19 protein-coding genes are annotated in these 15,755 nt (G+C 68.3%); 11 read left to right on the plus strand and 8 right to left on the minus strand.

What is annotated here, in order from left to right:
- Positions 1–24: 24 nt before the first annotated feature.
- Positions 25–1,800 (minus strand): PHA/PHB synthase family protein, encoded by a 1,776-nt coding sequence (locus tag HRJ34_RS06915; protein ID WP_208633684.1) that lies wholly within the window; start codon positions 1,798–1,800, stop codon positions 25–27.
- A 127-nt stretch (positions 1,801–1,927) separates the two neighbouring features.
- Here HRJ34_RS06915 and HRJ34_RS06920 point away from each other — a divergent pair, with 127 nt between their 5' ends.
- The 3 genes from HRJ34_RS06920 (at position 1,928) to HRJ34_RS06930 (ending at position 4,089) form a co-directional block, all read left to right on the plus strand.
- Positions 1,928–3,136 carry an LL-diaminopimelate aminotransferase gene (locus HRJ34_RS06920; RefSeq protein ID WP_011951711.1) on the plus strand — a complete coding sequence of 403 codons (1,209 nt, stop codon included), beginning with the start codon at positions 1,928–1,930 and terminating at the stop codon, positions 3,134–3,136.
- A gap of 96 nt (positions 3,137–3,232) precedes the next feature.
- A complete protein-coding gene (locus HRJ34_RS06925; protein ID WP_011951712.1) occupies positions 3,233–3,688 on the plus strand; it encodes a DUF2721 domain-containing protein in 456 nt (151 codons plus the stop codon).
- Positions 3,685–4,089 carry a DUF4345 domain-containing protein gene (locus tag HRJ34_RS06930; protein WP_208633685.1) on the plus strand — a complete coding sequence of 135 codons (405 nt, stop codon included), beginning with the start codon at positions 3,685–3,687 and terminating at the stop codon, positions 4,087–4,089. Before HRJ34_RS06925 ends, HRJ34_RS06930 begins: the two co-directional genes overlap by 4 nt.
- A 219-nt stretch (positions 4,090–4,308) precedes the next feature.
- On the opposite strand, the gene HRJ34_RS06935 is transcribed toward HRJ34_RS06930, so the two are convergent.
- The 3 genes from HRJ34_RS06935 to HRJ34_RS06945 are packed head-to-tail and all read right to left on the minus strand — an operon-like array spanning position 4,309 to position 6,169.
- Positions 4,309–4,839 carry a hypothetical protein gene (locus HRJ34_RS06935; RefSeq protein ID WP_208633686.1) on the minus strand — a complete coding sequence of 177 codons (531 nt, stop codon included), beginning with the start codon at positions 4,837–4,839 and terminating at the stop codon, positions 4,309–4,311.
- A gap of 59 nt (positions 4,840–4,898) precedes the next feature.
- The gene (locus HRJ34_RS06940; protein WP_208633687.1) at positions 4,899–5,579 is read right to left on the minus strand and encodes a hypothetical protein; all 681 of its coding nucleotides are present in this window, start codon (positions 5,577–5,579) and stop codon (positions 4,899–4,901) included.
- A complete protein-coding gene (locus HRJ34_RS06945) occupies positions 5,576–6,169 on the minus strand; it encodes a hypothetical protein (RefSeq protein WP_011951716.1) in 594 nt (197 codons plus the stop codon). Before HRJ34_RS06945 ends, HRJ34_RS06940 begins: the two co-directional genes overlap by 4 nt.
- Positions 6,170–6,318: 149 nt before the next feature.
- Here HRJ34_RS06945 and HRJ34_RS06950 point away from each other — a divergent pair, with 149 nt between their 5' ends.
- The 3 genes from HRJ34_RS06950 (at position 6,319) to HRJ34_RS06960 (ending at position 8,591) form a co-directional block, all read left to right on the plus strand.
- Positions 6,319–6,918: a YdeI/OmpD-associated family protein gene (locus HRJ34_RS06950; protein WP_208633688.1), complete on the plus strand. Its 600-nt coding sequence runs from the start codon at positions 6,319–6,321 to the stop codon at positions 6,916–6,918.
- Positions 6,905–7,621, plus strand: a complete 717-nt coding sequence (locus tag HRJ34_RS06955) for an extensin family protein (RefSeq protein ID WP_208633689.1) — start codon at positions 6,905–6,907, stop codon at positions 7,619–7,621. The genes HRJ34_RS06950 and HRJ34_RS06955 overlap by 14 nt, the downstream gene beginning before the upstream one ends.
- 61 nt (positions 7,622–7,682) lie before the next feature.
- Positions 7,683–8,591 (plus strand): LOG family protein, encoded by a 909-nt coding sequence (locus HRJ34_RS06960; protein ID WP_208633690.1) that lies wholly within the window; start codon positions 7,683–7,685, stop codon positions 8,589–8,591.
- A 4-nt stretch (positions 8,592–8,595) separates the two neighbouring features.
- On the opposite strand, the gene HRJ34_RS06965 is transcribed toward HRJ34_RS06960, so the two are convergent.
- Positions 8,596–9,219, minus strand: a complete 624-nt coding sequence (locus HRJ34_RS06965; protein ID WP_208633691.1) for a YbhB/YbcL family Raf kinase inhibitor-like protein — start codon at positions 9,217–9,219, stop codon at positions 8,596–8,598.
- Between the two features lie 177 nt (positions 9,220–9,396).
- On the opposite strand from HRJ34_RS06965, the gene HRJ34_RS29165 reads away from it, so the two are divergent.
- The 4 genes from HRJ34_RS29165 to trmFO all read left to right on the plus strand — a co-directional run bounded on the left by HRJ34_RS29165 (position 9,397) and on the right by trmFO (position 12,876).
- On the plus strand, positions 9,397–9,657 hold the full coding sequence (locus HRJ34_RS29165; protein WP_226949078.1) for a hypothetical protein: 261 nt from the start codon (positions 9,397–9,399) through the stop codon (positions 9,655–9,657).
- The gene (locus HRJ34_RS06970) at positions 9,654–10,814 is read left to right on the plus strand and encodes a winged helix-turn-helix domain-containing protein (RefSeq protein ID WP_226949079.1); all 1,161 of its coding nucleotides are present in this window, start codon (positions 9,654–9,656) and stop codon (positions 10,812–10,814) included. The genes HRJ34_RS29165 and HRJ34_RS06970 overlap by 4 nt, the downstream gene beginning before the upstream one ends.
- Positions 10,815–10,895: 81 nt before the next feature.
- A complete protein-coding gene (locus HRJ34_RS06975) occupies positions 10,896–11,027 on the plus strand; it encodes an entericidin A/B family lipoprotein (protein ID WP_011951722.1) in 132 nt (43 codons plus the stop codon).
- A 511-nt stretch (positions 11,028–11,538) separates the two neighbouring features.
- Positions 11,539–12,876 carry a methylenetetrahydrofolate--tRNA-(uracil(54)-C(5))-methyltransferase (FADH(2)-oxidizing) TrmFO gene (gene trmFO / locus HRJ34_RS06980; RefSeq protein ID WP_208633693.1) on the plus strand — a complete coding sequence of 446 codons (1,338 nt, stop codon included), beginning with the start codon at positions 11,539–11,541 and terminating at the stop codon, positions 12,874–12,876.
- 112 nt (positions 12,877–12,988) lie between these two features.
- Here the strand turns inward: trmFO and HRJ34_RS06985 are convergent, their stop codons facing one another.
- A complete protein-coding gene (locus HRJ34_RS06985) occupies positions 12,989–13,399 on the minus strand; it encodes a low affinity iron permease family protein (RefSeq protein WP_029995296.1) in 411 nt (136 codons plus the stop codon).
- Between the two features lie 145 nt (positions 13,400–13,544).
- On the opposite strand from HRJ34_RS06985, the gene HRJ34_RS06990 reads away from it, so the two are divergent.
- Positions 13,545–14,726, plus strand: a complete 1,182-nt coding sequence (locus HRJ34_RS06990) for a glycosyltransferase family 4 protein (RefSeq protein WP_011951726.1) — start codon at positions 13,545–13,547, stop codon at positions 14,724–14,726.
- A gap of 16 nt (positions 14,727–14,742) precedes the next feature.
- On the opposite strand, the gene HRJ34_RS06995 is transcribed toward HRJ34_RS06990, so the two are convergent.
- Both HRJ34_RS06995 and HRJ34_RS07000 read right to left on the minus strand, forming a co-directional pair.
- Positions 14,743–15,063 (minus strand): DUF2218 domain-containing protein, encoded by a 321-nt coding sequence (locus tag HRJ34_RS06995; RefSeq protein ID WP_029995297.1) that lies wholly within the window; start codon positions 15,061–15,063, stop codon positions 14,743–14,745.
- Between the two features lie 8 nt (positions 15,064–15,071).
- Positions 15,072–15,698, minus strand: coding sequence for a PadR family transcriptional regulator (locus HRJ34_RS07000; RefSeq protein ID WP_011951728.1), 627 nt, complete (start codon positions 15,696–15,698; stop codon positions 15,072–15,074).
- Positions 15,699–15,755: the final 57 nt, after the last annotated feature.

Below are 15,755 nucleotides of genomic sequence, written 5' to 3' on the forward strand. Positions count from 1 at the left end.
GTCAAAATATTTCGCAGATGCGAATCAGGGCGTCCGCACGTAGCGGCCCGGAGCATCCTCGATCGCCGGCAAGGAGCCCTCGCCGGGCCGCCGCGCACCCTCCGCCGCGACCTCGGCCGGCGCCAGCGCGCGCGCCCAGGCCTGCCAGTCGGGCCACCAGCTTCCCTTGGTCTCGCTCGCCGCAGCCTGGAACGCTTCGAGCGTCTCGACCGGCACGTCGCAGGTCCAATATTGATATTTGCCAGCCTCGGGCGGGTTGACCACCCCGGCGATGTGCCCGGACCCCGCCAGCACGAACCGCAGCGGCCCGGCCACTTGCCCGGTGATCTTCCACACGCTGCGCGACGGGGCGATATGGTCCTCGCGCCCGGCCTGGACATAGGCCGGCGTCTCGATCCGCCGCAGGTCGATCGGCACGCCGTCGACCGACAGCGCGCCCGGCTGGACCAGCAGATTGTCGCGGTAGAGATTCTCCAGATAGGCGCGGTGCCACTTGCCGGGCAGGTTGGTGACGTCGCCGTTCCAGTAGAGCAGGTCGAAGGCGGGATAGTCCTCGCCCAGCAGATAATTCTGCACGACATAGTGCCAGATCAGGTCACGTCCGCGCAGCAGGTTGAAGGTCGCCGCCATGAAGCGGCCGTCCAGCACCCCGCTCCCCTGGGTCAGCGCATCGATCAGCTTGAGCTGATCGTCGTCGACGAACAGGTTGAGCTCGCCCGCCTCGCTGAAATCGACCTGCGCGGTGAAGAAGGTCGCGCTCCTCACCTTGTCCGCCTCGCCCCGCGCGGCGAGATAGGCGAGCGTCATCGCCAGCGCCGTCCCCGCGACGCAATAGCCGACGGTGTGGACATGATCGACGCCCAGCAGCGCGCGGACCGTATCGATCGCGTCGACCTGCCCGCGCACGACATAGTCGTCCATCGTCACGTCGGCCATGCTCTCGTCGGCCGACTTCCACGAGACGACGAACACCGAGAAGCCCTGGGCGACCGCCCAGCGGATGAAGCTGTTCTTGGGATTGAGGTCGAGGATGTAGAAGCGGTTGATCCACGGCGGGAAGATCAGCAGCGGCACCTCCATCACCGTGTCGGTGACGGGCGCGTAGTGGATGAGCTGGTAGAGCGGCGTCTCATGGATCACCTTGCCCGGCGTCGCGGCGATGTTGCGGCCGAGCTCGAACGCCTCGGTGTCGCTGTGGGTCAGCTTGCCCTTGCCGATGTCGGCCAGCATATGATCGAGCCCACGCAGCAGGTTCTCGCCGCGCGTCTCGAAGATGCGCTCCAGCACCTGCGGGTTGGTCAGCGCGAAATTGGCCGGCGACATCGCGTCGGCAACGATGCGGGTGGCGAATTTGAGCTGCTCGCGCTGCTTGGGCGGCAATCCTTCGAGCGCATCGACGCCCTTCAGCCAGGCATCGCACAGCAGCAGATAGGCGTCGGCGATGACCCCGAACAGCGGCGTCTCGCGCCACTGCGCCGCCTTGAAGCGCCGGTCGCGCGCGGCCTCCTTCCCCGCCCCTTCCTCCATCAACTGGCCGAACAGGCCGAGGCTGGCCTTCATCAGCTCGCTCTGCTGGTCGGCCAGCTTCTCGGGATCGGGGAAGACCGGCGCCGGAATCGACGGCAGCGGCGGCAGCGACAGGTCTGCGGGGGCCTGGGCCATCGCCTCGGCCATATGCTCCATCAGCATCTGCTGCGCCTGGCCGATCACCCCGGTCCAGTGCTGGACCTCTTCCAACGACGGCAACTCGAACGCCTCCCCGTCTCCGGGTGCGCCGCGCTCTTCGCCCATGTCCGCCATGCCAAGCTCCTGCCCAAGCTTTTTTCACGATGCGCCTGCAATCGGCGCGCAGAATCTGTATAGGTCGCGTCGGCGACCATGGGGGATCGATCCCCGCTCGCCAAGTCCGAAACCCAAAGGAAGTCAAATGTCCGAGGAATTTTACCGCATCAAGCGCCTGCCGCCTTATGTCATCGCCGAAGTCAACGCGATGCGGGCAGCGGCGCGAGCGCGGGGCGAGGACATCATCGACCTGGGCATGGGCAATCCCGACCTGCCGCCGCCGCCGCACGTCATCGACAAGCTGTGCGAGGTCGCCCGCAAGCCCGACGCCCACGGCTATTCGGCGTCGAAGGGCATTCCGGGGCTCCGCAAGGCGCAGGCCGGCTATTATCAGCGCCGCTTCGGGGTCGATCTCGATCCCGAGAGCGAGGTCGTCGTGACGCTCGGCTCGAAGGAGGGCCTGGCCAACCTCGCCCAGGCGATCACCGCGCCCGGCGACGTCGTGCTGGCGCCGAACCCGAGCTATCCGATCCACACCTTCGGCTTCATCATCGCCGGGGCCACGATCCGCTCGGTGCCGACGACGCCCGACGAGCGCTATTGGGAGGCGCTCGACCGCGCGGTGAAGTTCACCGTGCCGAAGCCGTCGGTGCTGGTCGTCGGCTATCCGTCGAACCCGACCGCCGAGGTGGTCGACCTCGCCTTCTACGAACGGCTCGTCGCCTGGGCGAAGGAGCACAATATCTGGGTGCTGTCCGACCTCGCCTATTCGGAACTCTATTATGACGGCGTTCCGACGCCTTCGATCCTGCAGGTGCCGGGCGGCAAGGACGTCGCCGTCGAGTTCACCTCGATGTCGAAGACCTACAGCATGGCCGGCTGGCGGATGGGCTTCGCGGTGGGCAACAAGCAGCTCATCTCTGCGCTGACCCGGGTGAAGTCCTATCTCGATTATGGTGCCTTCACGCCGATCCAGGCGGCGGCGGTCGCGGCGATCAACGGGCCGCAGGACATCGTCGAGAAGAACCGCGAGCTCTACAAGAAGCGCCGCGACGTGCTGGTCGAGAGCTTCGCCCGCGCCGGATGGGACATCCCGCCGTCGCGCGCGTCGATGTTCTGCTGGGCGCCGCTGCCGCCGGCGGTCGCGCATCTCGGCAGTCTCGAATTCTCGAAGCAGCTCCTCACCCATGCCGGCGTCGCGGTCGCGCCGGGCGTCGGCTATGGCGAGGACGGCGAAGGCTATGTCCGCATCGCGATGGTCGAGAACGAGCAGCGCATCCGGCAGGCGGCGCGCAACGTGAAGCGTTACCTCCAGTCGATGGGCGTCAACGTCGGTTCCAAGACCGCCGGCTGACCCCGCCGCGCCATCGTCGCACGACAAGGGAAGGGAGGCGGCCACCGCCTCCCTTTTCCGTTTGACCGCGACCGGCGCTTGACCCATCCATCGCCGATGGGAGACAGCTTCGCACTCAACGACATCGCGCACACCATCCAGCTCGCGATGGCCCCCTGCTTCCTGCTCACCGCGATCGGCGCGATGCTCAACATGCTGACCGGGCGGCTCGCCCGCGTCGTCGACCGGTCGCGCTGGATCGAGCAGCACTTCACGGCGAAGAACGATCCCAGCCACCCCTATCAGGTGCAGCAGCTCCGCTGGATCGACGAGCGGATGCGCTACGCCAACCGCGCGCTGATCCTCTGCACGATCAGCGCGGTGCTGATCTGCATCGTCATCGCCGGGCTGTTCACGGCAGTGCTGTTCGACCTGGCGCTGGCGCAGCCGATCGCGATCATCTTCGTGCTGGCGATGCTGCTGCTGATCGCCGGCCTCGGCATGTTCCTCTACGAGATCCGCATCGCGGTCCACGCCACCCGCGTCCAGGACGAGCTGCTGGAGCGCGAATGATCCGCGAACGCACCCTGTTGCAAGGCGTCGTCGCGGTCGCCTGCCTGGTGCCGATCCTGACGGGGATCGACGGCGTCCTGCGCGGCGCGGCGATGCTGCGGCCCGGCGTGGTGACGGCCGATCTCGACAGCCATTTCCGCTATCTCTCGGGCCTCTTCCTGATGCTGGGCATGGCGTTCGTCTCGACCATCCCGGCGATCGAGCGCCAGGGGCCGCGCTTCCGCCTGCTCGGCGCGATGGTGGTGATGGGCGGGCTCGCGCGCCTGCTGAGCTGGGCGGCGGTCGGTGCGCCGAGCCTGCCGCACCGGCTGGGGCTGGTCATGGAACTGGTGGTCGTGCCGCTGCTGATCCTGTGGCAGGCGCGGATCGCGGCCCGGGCGACGCGCGAAACCCGGAAATGAAAAGAGTTGCCGAGGCCGAAGCCCCGGCAACCCCTAACATGGTCAGCGGCCGGAGTGCCGGCCCGGAGAACCATGGCGCCTCTTAGAAACGCGTTCCCCGAACGGACAGAACCGACCTCCATGCTGAACCATGAGACATCGGATCACCTCCTTTCGCAATGTTGCCGAGGACTCGAACATGGGTCATCGCCGCGCTGCGAACAAGCCTTGTAATATCTTCTATTTTCGGCAATCCTCGATGGCTCGCGCCGGTTCGGCCCAGGCCGGGACCGCCAGGTCGGGAAGCCCCGGCGAGCGCACCGCGATCCGCCCCCGGCTGAACGCCATCACGTCCAGGAAAGCATCGTTCGCGCTCAGGATGACCGCGCTCATCGCCGCGCCGCGATCGGTGACGTGGCCGGCGGGGAAGCGCGCGCTGCGGGTCGAGGCGAGGATCTCGATCTGCGCGCTGGTCCCCGCGCGCATGATCGTCACCTGCCGCTTCGCCGCGTCGCACTGCACGACGAGCTGCGACGCCTGTCCGTCGCCATAGCGCGCCGCCGACACCGGCGTGCCCGGAACATAGCGCCATGTCCCCGGCGCGATCGGCCAGTCGCGCCAGTCGCCGGCATGCGCGACGGGCGCGGGAGCGGCCGGCGGCGCGGGGGGCGGCACCGGCGCGGGCGGCGCGGAGGTGGTCGCGGCACAGCCGCCGAGCGCCAGCAGGACCAGCAGGGCGAACGGTCGGATATCGGTCGATCGGAAAGCCATCCCCCGTCCATGGCGGATCGGGACGGCGAAGGAAACCCCTGGGCGGCCTCGCTTTTGTCCTATCTGCGACCGCGGCAGTCGCGGATCAGACGAACGACGGCGGGGCCGACCGGCACCACCGCCTTGCGGGTCGCGTGGAGCTGGATCGTCATCGGCGCCGATCCGTCGAGCGCATCGAAAAAGGCATGGCTTGCCGGCAACGTGGTGCTGATCGTGCCGCCGCCGTCGAGCGAATAGCTGGCATCCATCATCAGCGTGACCTTGCCGACGCTGATCGCCTGCCGGTCGAAACCGCCGGGCGATCCGGTGCCGATGGCGATGATCTCGATCGTCCGCGTGGCGCTGGTGCAGGCGAGCGCATAGCTCCACTGCCCGCCCGTCCGGCTGTAGATCGCGCCGGGGCCATCGCCCAGCCGGGAGACATAATACCAGGCGTTGGCACGGCGGGCATCGACCGGCGTGTCGACGGCCGGGGCATCGGCCGGCGCCTCGACGACGACCGCCGCCGCCGCGTCGGGCATCGCGGCGGCGGGCGTGTCGGCCGACGCCGTCACCGCGGCGGGCCTCGCCTCCGACGGCGCGGGCGCGGCCTTCGGCGCGGACAGGAACAACCGGGCGACGCCATAGCCGCCCGCGGCCAGCGCGACCGTCGCCAGCACCACCGCCAGGCGCATGCGCAGGCCCGACCGCTTCCGCACCAATGTGGGCGGCGGATAGCCGATCGGGCCCTGCATGTTCATTCCGCGTTGAACGCCGCCGCGTCGATCGCGACCGGCTTCACATTGGCGCTCTCGCTGACCGAGATGTCGTAGGAGACGCTCGACCGCTTCACCTCGGTATGCTCGTCGTCGTCGATCACCTGCGTGATCATGTCGTCGGCCTCGGGCATCTGGTTGGCCTTGAGGATCCGGGTGAAGGACTTGCAATCGGGCGCAAGCGCCGGGCCGAACGCATATTGGATCAGGTAGCGACCGTCGGGCACGCCCTCGATCGACATCGCCTCCTGCCGCCGCAGGAAGAAGCTGGCGGCGAGCCGGCCGCTATCGGCGTGGCGGATCTTGACGAGCGCGTCACGCATCCCGCTGTTCTGCAGCTCGATGCTGTGCCCTTCGGAGCCGAGCTCCATGTCGCCGGCCAGCTTGCGACCCGATTCCGGCGGCGTCGCGCAGACCGGCACGCCGGGGTCCTGCGCGGCGGGCAGCCCCGCCGCCGCATCGGCCGCCGCGATCGCGTTCGCCCGCGACGGCGGGTCCGCGGCATCGGCGGTTGTGGACAACAGCATCAGGGCGGCGCCGAGCCCAAGGCCCAGCCCGCCGGAAAATCCATTCATATTCCCACCCCGATCAGACGCCACAGGCGCCCTTTCAGCGTCGCACTGTGCGCGATATGTATTCCAAGGGAAAGGGTTGAAACGTAAACTCTTCCGACTTTCGGACTGTTTCGTCTCGATTTCGGACCAGCTTGGGACAGCATCGATCGATGAAGAGCGATCCCCGCATCGACGCCTATATTGATCGAGCCGCGCCCTTTGCCCGGCCGGTTCTTGCCCATCTCCGTGATCTGGTTGGAAAAAGCTGCCCCGAAGCCGAGGAGACGATCAAATGGGGCTTCCCCCATTTCGTGCTCGACGGCGCCATTCTTTGCAGCATGGCCGCCTTCAAGGCGCATGTCGCCTTCGGCTTCTGGCAGAACCGGCGCGTGACCGGCGAGCAGGCGCCGGAGAAGGACGCCATGGGCCAGTTCGGGCGGATCGCCGCCATCGCCGACCTGCCCGATCCCGCCCTGCTCGGCGACATGATCGCGCGGGCGGCCCGGCTGATCGAAAGCGGCGAGAAGGCGCCCCGCCCGCTCAAGCATGCCAGGCCGCCGGTCGAGCCGCCCGCCGACCTGATCGCCGCGCTCGGCGCCTCGCCGCGCGCCGCCGCGACCTTCGAAGGCTTTCCACCGGGACAGCGGCGCGAATATGTCGAGTGGATCACCGGGGCGAAGCGCGAGGAGACGCGCCGGAAGCGACTCGACACGACGATCGCCCAGCTCGAGGAGGGCAAGCGTCTCAACTGGAAATATGAACGCGGCTGACTATGGTGGCGGTGTGTCGTCCTTCGTCCCCGCCGGCCATCGCCGCCGCTCCCCCCTTCGCCGCCACCGGCTCCTGCCCGGCCTTCTCGTCGTCCTGGTCGCGCTGGCCGGGTGCATCCCCTCGCCGCGCGCGCCGCGCCGCGGCTGGACGCCACCGGTCGAGACGCCCGAGCGTTTCCGCCAGTGCGTCGCGGCGCTGCGGGCCGAGGGCGCGCAGGTCGAGGCGCTGCCCGACCGCCGCTTCGACAATGGCTGTTCGGCCACCTCCGCGATCAAGCTGGTCGCGGTCGGCATTCCGGTGACCAATCTCGGCGCGGTCAAATGCGGAGCCGCCCTGCCCTTCGTCCGCTGGGTGCGACAGGACGTGCCGACCCTGGCGCAGCGCTGGCTGGGTTCCGACGTCGTCCGGATCGAGAGCTTCGGCAGCTTCGCCTGCCGGCCGGTCAACAACCAGGCCGGCAACCGCCTGTCCGAACATGGCCGCGCCAATGCCATCGACATCGCCGCCTTCCGCCTCCGCGACGGTCGGCGGATCAGCGTCAAGGACGGCTGGAACGGCGACGACCAGCAGATACGCGGATTCCTCCGCGCGCTCCACAAGGCCGCGTGCGGGCGCTTCTCGGTCGTGCTCGGGCCCGACGCCAACGCGCTCCACCACGACCATTTCCATTTCGATATGGGCAGCGGTCCCTATTGCCGATAGACATCCGCGCCTGCCCGCCCCTGTAATATCGGCGAAAGCCGACTATCTGTAACAGAGAGATATGGCACACAGAAAAGTACCCAAGCGCGTCTTCCCCCGGGCCAAGGAGGATGCGGCGGTCGCCAAGACCGCCACCGAAACCCCGCAGACCACCGACAGCGCGTATAAGCTCGCCTTCCAGGACACCGACTTCCTGCTGCGCGACGACCTGCGCCCGGTGCGCTTCCAGCTGGAGCTGCTGAAACCCGAGCTGCTGCTCGAGGAAGCGAACATCGGATCGACCTTCGTGATGTACGGTTCGGCCCGCATCCCCGAGCCGGGCAAGGCCGAGGCGCTGGTCAAGTCGGCGGTCACCCCCAAGCAGCGGCGGATCGCCGAGCGGCTGCAGGCCAAGAGCCGCTATTATGACGAGGCGCGCAAGCTGGCCCAGACCGCCAGCCAGTGCCCGCTCGACGCCGACGGCAAGCGCCAGTTCGTCGTCTGCTCGGGCGGCGGCCCGTCGATCATGGAAGCCGCCAATCGCGGCGCGCACGACGTCGGCGCGGAATCGATCGGCCTCAACATCGTCCTGCCGTTCGAGCAGACGCCGAACGCCTATGTGACGCCGCATCTGAGCTTCCAGTTCCATTATTTCGCGCTGAGGAAGATGCACTTCCTGCTGCGCGCCCGCGCGGTCGCCGCCTTCCCCGGCGGCTTCGGCACGTTCGACGAGCTGTTCGAGCTGCTCACCCTGGTCCAGACCGGCAAGATGGCGCAATTGCCGATCTTCCTGTTCGGCCAGGACTTCTGGCGCCGGGTCCTCGATTTCGAGGCGCTGGTCGAGGAAGGCGTGATCGGCGAGAACGACCTCAACCTGTTCCGCTTCGTCGAAACGGCGGAGGAGGCGTGGGAGAAGCTCAACCTCTATTACGCCACCCGCGAACGCTCCTATCGCCATCGCGATCCATCCACACAGGCGGCGGCGGGTTGAACCTTCAGGCCGGCGACGCGCCCGCGACGCCCGGCCCGCCGAGCGGAGCCTCCTCGCCGCGCGAATAGGTGCCGACCAGCATGCCGGCGCCGAGCACCCGCCCCTGCAACCCGCGCACCAGCCCCGACCGGCCGGGATTGGGACCGACCTCGATCGTTTCGCTGAGCGCGAAGAGCTGGAAGACATAGTCGTGGCTGCCATGTCCGCTCGGCGGATCAGGCGGCAGCCAGCCTTCGAACAGGCTGTTGCGGCCGACGTCGGGCCCTGCGGATGCGCCGTCGCCGTCGGCGACGATCGCTCCCTCGGGCAGGTGCCGTTCGTCGGGCGGGATGTTCCAGACGAGCGCATGGACCAGCGGCTGGAGCGCCGGGGCGTCGGGATCCTCGACGATCAGCGCGAGGCTGGCGGTGCCCGGCGGAACCTCTCCCCACAGCAGCGGCGGCGACACGCCCTCGCCGTCCGCGGTGAAGCGCACCGGCAGCCGCGCGCCCGACGCGAAGGCCGGGCTGCTCAGGTCGATCACCGTATCGCCGATCTCCAGCTCGGGCTGGGCGATCACCAGCTTCGAATGGCCCGCGCGGACATTGCGCAGCATGGCTCCCAGCCAGCGGGGAAGATGTTCAAGCATCGGTCGCGCTCCCTCCTTTCGGAGCATAATGCGCCAGACGAATTGCCGATCCGCGAAAATCGTTCCAGCGGCGCAAATCCGATCTCACCGCCTTCGGGGCCGGAAGGTCAATGGGGGGATATACGAATGGCGATCGAGGGCTTGCCTTCGCGCAGGCCCCACGGCATCGCTCGGCGCATGGATCTCGACGCGCTCCTCCTCCACTATTTCGGCACCGACGACCTCGACGCGCTCGACGAGGCGGCGATCGAGGACGGCCGCCAGCGGGTCGCGATCGCGTTCGGCACCGAACGCGAGTCCGGCCGGCGCTTCGCGCTGTGGATCCTGCTCCATGCGCTTGGCGCCGCGCCCGATCCCGAGGTCGCCTTCAAGGACGCCAGGGATCGCAAGGCCGCCGAGGACTATGCCTGGGCGGCGCGGCGGATGGAGCGGCGTTGACCGCGACGCTGTCGCCCGCCCAGGCGCGCCGCATCGCGCTCGCCGCGCAAGGGTTCGGCGCGGCCCGGCCGCCGGCGCCCGGCACCCTCCATCTGCGCCGCACGCTCGACCGGCTGGGGCTCCACCAGATCGACAGCGTCAACGTCCTGTCGCGCGCCCATTACCTCCCCGCCTTCTCGCGGCTCGGCCATTATGACCGCGCCGCGCTCGACGAGGCGGCCTGGGGCCGGCGATCGAAGCGGCGCATGTTCGAATATTGGGCGCATGAGGCGTCGCTGCTGCCGCTCGACCTCCACCCGCTGCTGCGCTGGCGCATGGCCGAGGCCGATCGCGGCGAGCGCGGCTGGTCGTCGCTGCGCGTCTATGCGCGGGAGAAGCGCGGCGAGGTCGACGCGGTGCTCGACCGCATCCGCGCCGAAGGCCCCCTCGCCGTCTCCGACTTCGACGACGGCAAGAGCCGCAGCGGCTGGTGGGAATGGGGCGACAGCAAGCGCAAGCTCGAATGGCTGTTCTGGGCCGGGCATATCACCACTGCCACGCGGCGCGGCGGGTTCGAGCGGGTCTACGACCTGACCGAGCGGGTGATCCCGCCCGCCATCCTCGCTTTGCCCACCCCGGACAAGGCGGCGGCGCATCGCGCGCTGATCGCCCGCGCGGCCGCCGCGCTCGGCATCGCCACCGAGACCGACCTGCGCGATTATTTCCGGACCGGCGTCGCCGACACCAGGGCCGCGATCGCCGAGCTGGCAGAGGAAGGGGTGTTGCTGCCCGCCTCGGTCGCGGGCTGGCGCCGGCCCGCCTGGCTGCACCGCGACGCCCGCCATCCGCGCCGGGTGGACGCCCGCGCGCTGCTCGTTCCGTTCGATCCGCTGATCTGGGAGCGCGACCGCACCGAACGGCTGTTCGGCTTCCACTACCGGATCGAGATCTACACCCCCGCCGAGAAGCGCCGCTACGGCTATTATGTCCTGCCCTTCCTGCTCGGCGACCGGCTGGTCGCGCGCGTCGACCTGAAGGCCGACCGGCAGGCGTCGGTGCTGCGCGTGCTGTCGACGCACCCCGAACCCGACGCCCCGGCCGCGACCCAGGCCGCGCTGGACGAGGAACTGGCGACGATGGCCGGCTGGCTGGGCCTCGAGCGGGTGAGCCACGGATGATCGTGCCGCCATCGTTTTGATATGGACAGCCCGGGAAGCGGACAGCTAACGCTTCGCCTTGTCCGCAGGGAGATATAGGCGATGCGTAACATGCTGGCGGTGACGGTTCTGGGCTGCGCGCTCCTGGCGCTCTGTGCCTGCAACACCGTGAAGGGCCTCGGCCGCGACATCCAGTCGGTCGGCGAGGCCGGCGACCGCGCCACCTTCAACTAAAGGGAAGCCTCCGGCGCCCGGCGAGCGCAGGGCCCGGAGGCGACTTCCCTCGCGCGAACCAATCCACGCCCGGGCTTAGACATTGGTCTAGCCCCCCGATGCTTTCATCTCCCGAATGCTGTAAAAGCAATCCCGGCGCCTGGAACGAGCAGGTTCGTTTTCCGGGCGGCGGGGGAGAATGGATCGATGAAAGGCCGTGGACGCCATGCACATGCTCGCACTGCCATCATTTGTATTCCGGTAGGGTTGCTCGACGTCGGACGGGAGGACCGCTACCCGCCCTATGTCGGGCTGCTGATCGCCATCGGCGGATCGGCGCTGCTCTGGGCGATGATCGGCTGGGCTTTCGCCAAGCTCACCTGACGACGGACTTCTCTTGTCCATCACCCGGCGGAAGCCGGGTCTCGGGAGAGAGGAGATGAGGTCGAGGCAGGAGCCTCCCGAGATCCCGGCCTCCGCCGGGATGACGAGTGCCGTTGCGATCGCGGGACCAGGCCCGTAAAGCGCGGCCATGGTTCATCAGATACATGTGATCGGCGGCGGGCTCGCCGGTTCGGAAGCCGCGTGGCAGCTCGCCCAGGCCGGCATCCGCGTGCGCCTCTCCGAAATGCGCGGGATCGAGGCTACGCCGGCACACCAGACCGACAGCCTCGCCGAGCTGGTCTGCTCGAACAGCTTCCGTTCCGACGACCCGACCAACGCGGTCGGCCTCCTCCATGCCGAGATGCGGGCGCTGGGATCGCTGATCATGGCCAAGGCCGACGCCCATCGCGTGCCCGCCGGCTCCGCGCTCGCGGTCGATCGCGAAGGCTATGCCGAGGCGGTCACCCGCGCGGTCGCCGGGCATCCGCTGATCGAGCTGGTCCGCGAACGGGTCGACGCGCTGCCGGCGGACGACCCCGTGATCGTCGCCACCGGCCCGCTGACCGCCGCCGCGCTGGCGGACTCGATCGGCGCCGCGACCGGCGCCGACGCGCTCGCCTTCTTCGACGCGATCGCGCCGATCGTCCACCATCACTCGATCGACATGGACGTCGCCTGGATGGCCTCGCGCTGGGACAAGGGCGAAACCAAGGACTATATCAACTGCCCGATGGACAAGGACCAGTATCTGGCCTTCCACCAGGCGCTGCTCGACGGCGAGAAGACCGCGTTCAAGGAGTGGGAGAAGGACACCCCCTATTTCGACGGCTGCATGCCGATCGAGGTGATGGCGGAACGCGGCGTCGACACGATGCGCTACGGCCCGATGAAGCCGGTCGGCCTCGACAATCCGCGCACCGGCCGCTGGCCCTATGCGGTCGTCCAGCTCCGCCAGGACAATGCGCTCGGCACATTGTGGAACATGGTCGGCTTCCAGACCAAGTTGAAGCATGCCGAGCAGGTCCGCCTGTTCCGCACCATTCCCGGCCTGGAAAAGGCCGAGTTCGCGCGGCTCGGCGGTCTCCATCGCAACACCTTCATCCAGAGCCCCAAGCTGCTCGACGGCGCGCTGCGGCTGAAGTCGCGCCCGAACATCCGCTTCGCCGGACAGATCACCGGATGCGAAGGCTATGTGGAATCGGCGGCGATCGGCCTGCTCGCAGGACGGTTCGCGGCAGCCGAACTGCTCGGCCGGCCGATCGAGACGCCGCCCGCCGCCACCGCGCTCGGCGCGCTGCTGGGCCACATCACCGGCGGCGCGGAGGCCGATGGCTATCAGCCGATGAACGTCAATTTCGGCCTGTTCCCGCCGCTCGAAGGCGCGAAGGGCGGCCGCAAGCGCAAGGGCGACCGCAAGGCGATGATGGCCGAGCGCGCCGGCGAGGCGCTCAAGGCATGGATGGACGGCGGGGTCGAGCCGGCCTGATCCCCGTCGTCGTCCCGGCGAAAGCCGGGATCTCATTTTTCTTTTCAGGAAATGGCCACAAACCAAGAGAAAGAAAAGAGATTCCAGCTTGCGCTGGAATGACGGAAAAATCTTAACGCCGCCGGATCAGGTGCGCGATGCTGTTGGTGTGATGGGGCTTGCCGCCCTCGCCCGGCGCATATTCCTCCTCGATCTCGCTGCGGATCTTCTCGAGTTCCTTCTCGGTCAGATGCTCGATGCCGATATAGCGATTGCGCGCATCGGCGACGGCGCGGAGCAGCTCGTCGAGCTTGGCCTGCATCGCCGCGGCATCGCGGTTCTGGGCGTTCTGGATCAGGAACACCATCAGGAAGGTCACGATCGTCGTCGTCGTGTTGACGATCAGCTGCCAGGTGTCCGAGAAACCGAACATCGGGCCGCTGAAACCCCAGACGACGATCGAACAGAAGGCGATGACGAAGGCGAGCGGCTGTCCCACGGCGCTGGCGATCCGGGCCGCGACGCGGGTGAAGAAATGTTCCATCGCCGTCCCTCCTGTCGATTACGCCGCGTTTTCCGATCCTTGCCGGCGATCGCGATCCCGCGCCGCCACGCTTTCACCGCGACAACCCTTGGGTTGCCCGGCTGTTCCGGTTGCGATGATCGGCTTTGGCCCCTAAGGCGTCGCGATGGATGCATCGCAGCTTCGGGTCGCCCTGTTCACGGGCAACTACAACTATGTGCGCGACGGCGCGAACCAGGCGCTCAACCGGCTGGTGGCCTATCTGCTGGGCCAGGGCGCGGCGGTGCGCGTCTATTCGCCGACCGTCGAGCAACCGGCCTTCCCGCCGACCGGCGACCTGATCAGCATTCCCTCGCTGCCGGTTCCGGGGCGCGCCGAATATCGCTTCCCGCTGATGATCCCGCCGAGCGTCAAGCGCGACATCAGCCGCTTCGCCCCGAACATCATGCACGTCGCCAGCCCCGAGATCCTCGGCCATCGCGCCGTGTCGCTCGCGCTGCGCCGCAAGCTGCCGGTGGTGGCATCGGTCCACACCCGGTTCGAGACCTATTTCCGCTATTACGGCCTCGCCTTCCTCGAACCGATGGTCGAGGCGCTGCTGCGCCGCTTCTATCGCCGCTGCGACGCGATCTTCGCGCCGTCGGAATCGATGGCGCAGCTGCTTCGCGACCAGCGGATGAGCTATGACGTCGGCATCTGGTCGCGCGGCATCGACCGCACGATCTTCAAGCCCGAGCGGCGCTGCGACGACTGGCGCCGGTCGCTGGGGATCGAAACCGACGAGGTGGTGATCGGCTTCGTCGGCCGGCTGGTGATGGAGAAGGGCCTCGACGTGTTCGCCGACACGATCGACCAGCTCGAACGGCGGCAGGTGCGCCACAAGGTGCTGGTGGTCGGCCACGGCCCGGCGCGCGAATGGTTCGAGAAACGCCTGCCCGGCGCGGTCTTCGCGGGCTTCCAGGCCGGCGAGAACCTCGGCCGCGCGGTGGCGTCGATGGACATGCTGTTCAATCCGTCGGTCACCGAGACCTTCGGCAACGTCACGCTGGAGGCGATGGCCGCCGGCCTGCCCGTCGTCGCGGCGCGCGCGACCGGCAGCGAGAGCCTGATCGAGGACGGCGTGACCGGCCGGCTGATCGCCCCCGGCCGCACCCAGGCCTTCGCCGACGCGCTGCAGGCGCTCTGCGTCGATCCGGAGGTGCGGCGGACGATCGGCGAGGCCGGCTTGAAGGCCAGCGAGCGTTACGGCTGGGACCAGGTCAACCAGGAACTGGTCGACGCCTATATGCGCATCATCCGCCAGCACGAGGCGGGGGTCAGGGTCACCCGGCAAAGCCCGGTTCCCTGACCGAAAAGGCAGCCGGTCAGGCCGCCTTCCAGTCGAAGCTCAACGGCGCCTCGCGAAAGGCGAAGCGGTCGAGGTGGCGGGCCACCGCTCCCTTCAGCGCGTCGAGCTGCTCGTCCGAGCTGGCGTCGATGCGCACCTCCAGCGTCCCGTCGGTCGCGTCGAAGGTGGCCAGCCCGTCCCCCGGATGGTCGGCCCCTCGCGCATCGCGCGGGAAGACCACCGTTCCGTGGACCGGGGTGAACTCGACCTCCAGGTTATGCGCCCAATGCTTGCAGAGCTGCTGGAGGTAGCGGCTGGCCGAAGCCGTCGGCACCGATGCGGTGGCGCTGGTCGTCATCGCCGCGCTCACAGCCGCTCGATCTTGCGGGCCGCGTCGTCGAGGATCGCCGCCACCTCATGCGCGAGTTCGCCGCCGCGATCGCGCGACAGCCGGTCGCGCAGCACCATGGCGAGGTTCATCATCGCCCGGCGGACCGGCATCCGGCTTTCGCCGCCGCCCTGCTCCTCGCCCAGCGCGTCGAGCCGCGCGAACAGCGCCTCGATCTTGTCGCCCTGCTCGCCGATCTCGAGCTTGCCGGCGTCGGTGATGCCGAACAGCCGCTTCGAGCCCTCGGCCGCCTGCTCGGCGATCTGGCCCATGTCCTCGAGCATCGTCAGCGTCGGATAGATGACGCCGGGGCTGGGCGCATAGGCGCCGCCGGTCCGCTCCTCGATCGCCTTGATCAGGTCATAGCCGTGGCGCGGTTGGTCGCCGATCAGCGCGAGCAGGATCAGCCGCAGCTCCGTTCCGTCGAACACGCGGCGCCGGCCGCCGCCCCGCCGGCCGCCCATGCCGCCGCCGAAGCCCTCCCCGAAGGGATCGAAGAAGCCGCCGCCGAAACCGCCGCCATGGCGGCCACGCATCGCGCGGAAACCGCCATGAAAGCCGCCGTGGCGGCCATGCTCCCGATGTCCTTTGTGAAATCCAAACAATGTCATTCTCCAATTTCTGGTTATATCGAATCATTCTCGATAGCTCTAAGATATATC

The sequence above is a fragment of the Rhizorhabdus wittichii genome (genome assembly GCF_017607425.1).
GTDB lineage: Bacteria > Pseudomonadota > Alphaproteobacteria > Sphingomonadales > Sphingomonadaceae > Rhizorhabdus > Rhizorhabdus wittichii.

Coding starts and splice junctions, on each gene's coding strand:
- HRJ34_RS06935 (WP_208633686.1), bottom strand. CDS start 4,839: ATGGCTTTCCGATCGACCGATATCCGACCGTTCGCCCTGCTGGTCCTG.
- HRJ34_RS06965 (WP_208633691.1), bottom strand. CDS start 9,219: ATGCTTGAACATCTTCCCCGCTGGCTGGGAGCCATGCTGCGCAATGTC.
- HRJ34_RS06995 (WP_029995297.1), bottom strand. CDS start 15,063: ATGACGACCAGCGCCACCGCATCGGTGCCGACGGCTTCGGCCAGCCGC.
- HRJ34_RS06940 (WP_208633687.1), bottom strand. CDS start 5,579: ATGAACATGCAGGGCCCGATCGGCTATCCGCCGCCCACATTGGTGCGG.
- HRJ34_RS29165 (WP_226949078.1), top strand. CDS start 9,397: ATGGATCTCGACGCGCTCCTCCTCCACTATTTCGGCACCGACGACCTC.
- HRJ34_RS06915 (WP_208633684.1), bottom strand. CDS start 1,800: ATGGCGGACATGGGCGAAGAGCGCGGCGCACCCGGAGACGGGGAGGCG.
- HRJ34_RS06960 (WP_208633690.1), top strand. CDS start 7,683: ATGGCACACAGAAAAGTACCCAAGCGCGTCTTCCCCCGGGCCAAGGAG.
- trmFO (WP_208633693.1), top strand. CDS start 11,539: ATGGTTCATCAGATACATGTGATCGGCGGCGGGCTCGCCGGTTCGGAA.
- HRJ34_RS06985 (WP_029995296.1), bottom strand. CDS start 13,399: ATGGAACATTTCTTCACCCGCGTCGCGGCCCGGATCGCCAGCGCCGTG.
- HRJ34_RS06955 (WP_208633689.1), top strand. CDS start 6,905: ATGAACGCGGCTGACTATGGTGGCGGTGTGTCGTCCTTCGTCCCCGCC.
- HRJ34_RS06945 (WP_011951716.1), bottom strand. CDS start 6,169: ATGAATGGATTTTCCGGCGGGCTGGGCCTTGGGCTCGGCGCCGCCCTG.
- HRJ34_RS06950 (WP_208633688.1), top strand. CDS start 6,319: ATGAAGAGCGATCCCCGCATCGACGCCTATATTGATCGAGCCGCGCCC.
- HRJ34_RS06920 (WP_011951711.1), top strand. CDS start 1,928: ATGTCCGAGGAATTTTACCGCATCAAGCGCCTGCCGCCTTATGTCATC.
- HRJ34_RS06990 (WP_011951726.1), top strand. CDS start 13,545: ATGGATGCATCGCAGCTTCGGGTCGCCCTGTTCACGGGCAACTACAAC.
- HRJ34_RS06975 (WP_011951722.1), top strand. CDS start 10,896: ATGCGTAACATGCTGGCGGTGACGGTTCTGGGCTGCGCGCTCCTGGCG.
- HRJ34_RS06930 (WP_208633685.1), top strand. CDS start 3,685: ATGATCCGCGAACGCACCCTGTTGCAAGGCGTCGTCGCGGTCGCCTGC.
- HRJ34_RS06925 (WP_011951712.1), top strand. CDS start 3,233: ATGGGAGACAGCTTCGCACTCAACGACATCGCGCACACCATCCAGCTC.